Source organism: Streptomyces anandii JCM 4720 (genome assembly GCF_014650655.1).
GTDB classification, from domain to species: Bacteria; Actinomycetota; Actinomycetes; order Streptomycetales; family Streptomycetaceae; genus Streptomyces; species Streptomyces anandii.
In genome coordinates this window covers 17,919-21,404 of sequence record NZ_BMVJ01000042.1, presented here as the reverse complement: position 1 = coordinate 21,404, position 3,486 = coordinate 17,919, and the positions used below count along the sequence as shown (strand labels likewise).

The window sequence follows — 3,486 nt, the reverse complement described above, 5'->3', positions numbered from 1 at the left end:
ATCGCCTGACGGTGAGCCATGCCTTCCACTCCCCGCACATGGACGGCATGCTGGACGCCTTCCGCGAGGTGGCCGAGGGCCTGTCCTACGAGGCTCCGCGCATCCCCATCGTCTCCAACCTCACGGGTGCCATCGCATCCGCCGAGGAGATCACCAGCCCCGGCTTCTGGGTCCGTCACGTCCGTGAGGCCGTCCGTTTCCACGACGGTGTGAAGGCGTTGGAGGCGGCGAACGTCACCACGTACCTCGAACTCGGGCCGGACGGCGTCCTCTCCGCGCTCGCCCAGGAGTCCGTCACAAGCAGTGCCACCGCCTTCCTGCCCCTCCTCCGCAAGGACCGTCCCGAGCCCGAGACCCTCGCCACCGCCCTGGCCCACGCCCACAGCCGTGGCATCGCGGTCGACTGGCAGGCGTACTACGCCGGTACCGGCGCCCGCCGCGTCGACCTGCCCACCTACGCCTTCCAGCACCAGCGCTACTGGCCCAAGGCGGTCGCCTTCCTCGCCGGGGACGCGGCCGCGGTCGGGTTGGAGGAGACCGGGCATCCGCTGCTGGGCGCGGTCGCCGAACTACCCCACTCCAACGACGTGTTGCTCACCGGACGGCTGTCGCTGCACAGCCATCCGTGGCTGGCGGACCACGCCATCGCCGGTTCGGTGCTGCTGCCGGGCACGGCGTTCGTGGAGCTGGCGCTGCACGCGGGCGACCAGGTCGGCTGCGACTACCTCGAAGAGCTGACCCTCGAGGCGCCGCTGGTGCTGCCCGAGCGGGGCGGCACGCAGCTGCGCATGACGGTCGGCACCGCCGACAGCGCGGGGCGCCGCGCGCTCGCCCTGTACTCGCGGGCCGAGGACGCGCCCGCCGAGGAGCCATGGATCCGGCACGCCGGTGGCGTGCTGGCCTCGGGCGGTCGCCCGGCGGCCTCCTTCGACCTGAGCGTCTGGCCGCCCGAGGGCGCCACGGAGGTGGACGTCGAGGGCCGCTACGGACAGCTCGGCGCCATCGGCTTCGACTACGGGCCCGTCTTCCAGGGGCTGCGCAAGGCCTGGCGGCGCGACGGCGAGGTCTTCGCCGAGGTGAGCCTGGCGGGCGACGCCGAGGGCGAGGCATCCCGGTTCGGGCTGCACCCCGCGCTGCTCGACGCCGCCCTGCACGCCATCGGCATCGAAGGGCTGGGCGCCTCCGACGGCAGGGGCAGGATGCCCTTTACGTGGACCGGGGTGTCCCTGCACGCCGCCGGCGCGACCGCGCTGCGCGTCCGGCTCGTCGAGGCGGGCGCCGAGGCGGTACGGCTGGAGATCGCGGACGTCACGGGCGCGCCCGTCGCGGCCGTCGAGGCGCTGGGTCTGCGCCCGGTCGCCGAGGAGGGGTTCCGGCAGGCCCGCAGCGCGTATCACGAGGCGCTGTTCCGCCAGGACTGGACCGAACTGCCCGCGACCGCGACCGCGACCGTGCCCGCGCCCGCGCCGAGTGCGGGAACGGTGGCGGAGACCGGTCTCCGGTGGGCGGTGCTGGGCCCGGACACGTACGCGGAGCCGGGCGCGTACCCGAACACGGACGCGTACCCGGACCTCGATGCCCTGACGGCGGCCGTGGAGGCCGGCGCGCAGGTGCCGGACGTGGTCCTGCTGACCTGCCCGGCGGACGGTGAACCGGGTGTGCCCACCGTGGACGGTGTGCGCCGGGCCGCAGGGCAGGCGCTGGCGATTGCCCGGGCGTGGCTGGCGGACGAGCGGTTCGCCGGGTCCCGTCTGGTCTTCGTCACGCGGGGCGCGGTGGCGGCCGCGCCCGGAGAACCGGTGGACGATCCGGCGCACGCCGCCCTGTGGGGCCTGATCCGGTCCGCGCAGAGCGAGAACCCGGACCGTTTCGTCCTGCTCGACCTGGACGAGGACGAGGCCTCACGCCGTGCCGTGCCGGCCGCGCTGGAGTGCGGCGAGCCTCAACTGGCGGTGCGCCGGGGTACCGTACGGGTCCTGAGGCTGGCCCGCGCGGCCGTCGCGGACTCGGCTGAGACGCGGGCGTACGACCCGGACGGCACCGTACTGATCACTGGCGGCTCGGGCTCGCTCGGCAAGCTGATGGCACGTCACCTCGTGGCCGAGCACGGCGTACGGCACCTGCTGCTGCTCGGGCGGCGCGGTGGCGGCGCCGACGGCGCGGCCGAACTCACCGCCGAGCTCGGCACGTTGGGCGCGGACGTCACCTGGGCCGCCTGCGACGTGGCCGACCGGGACGCGCTGGCGGGGGTGCTCGCGGCCGTACCCGAAGAGCATCCGCTGACCGCGGTCGTGCACACGGCCGGTGTGCTCGACGACGGCGTGATCGGCTCGCTGACCGAGGAGCGGCTGGAGGGAGTGCTGCGCCCGAAGGCGTACGCGGCACTGCATCTGCACGAGCTGACCCGGGAGCTGGACCTCGCCGCGTTCGTACTCTTCTCGTCGTCGTCCGGGGTGTTCGGCGGTCCGGGGCAGGGCAACTACGCCGCCGCCAACGCCTTCCTCGACGCGCTCGCCCAGCACCGCGCGGCCCTGGGCCTGCCCGCCACCTCGCTGGCGTGGGGTCTGTGGGCGGTGGCGGACGGCATGGCGGGCGGCCTGGACGACGCCGACGTGGCGCGGATGCGGCGCGCGGGTCTGCCGCCGCTGACGGCGGAGGAGGGGCGGGCCCTGTTCGACGCCGCCCGTTCCCTCGGCGAACCGGCGCTGGTCCCGATGCGCGTCGACGCGTCGGCCCTGCGCGTCCAGGCGGCCGCCGGCACCCTCGCGCCGGTGCTGCGCGGACTGGTCCGCACCCCCGTGCGCCGGGCGGCCGAGACCGCGGCCGGGGCCACCGGCGACGAGTCGGAGCTCACGCGGCGGCTCGCCGGACTCGGAGCCCAGGAGCAGGAGCGGACCCTGCTCGGACTGGTGCGCGCGCAGGTCGCGGCCGTACTGGGGCACGCCGGGCCGCAGGCCGTGGAGTCGGGCCGGGCGTTCAAGGAACTCGGCTTCGACTCGCTCACCGCCGTGGAACTGCGCAACCGGCTCGCGGCGGCGACCGGGCTGCGCCTGCCCGCCACCCTGATCTTCGACCACCCCGATCCGACCGTCCTCGCCCGCCATTTGCGCACCGAGCTGACCGGCGGTGACACGGGCACCGCCGCCGTCGTGCCCGCGCCGGTGGCCGCGGCCGGCCACGACGAACCCGTCGCGATCGTCGCGATGAGCTGCCGCTACCCCGGCGGTGTGCGCAGCCCCGAGGACCTGTGGCGGATGCTGGCCGCCGGCACGGACGGCATCTCCGCCTTCCCCGGCGACCGCGGCTGGGACCTGGACGCCCTCTACCACCCCGACCCCGACCACCAGGGCACCTCGTACGCCCGCGAGGGCGGGTTCCTGCACGACGCGGCCGAGTTCGACCCGGCGTTCTTCGGGATCTCGCCGCGCGAGGCCCTCGCCATGGACCCGCAGCAGCGGCTGCTCCTGGAGACCTCCTGGGAGGCGA

The 3,486-nt window shown here is 75.1% G+C and carries 1 protein-coding gene; it reads left to right on the top strand.

Annotation, left to right across the window (positions count from 1 at the left end):
• Window positions 1-3,486: type I polyketide synthase (locus tag IE249_RS34775; protein ID WP_229859982.1), on the top strand; the 3,486-nt coding region annotated here is incomplete at both ends.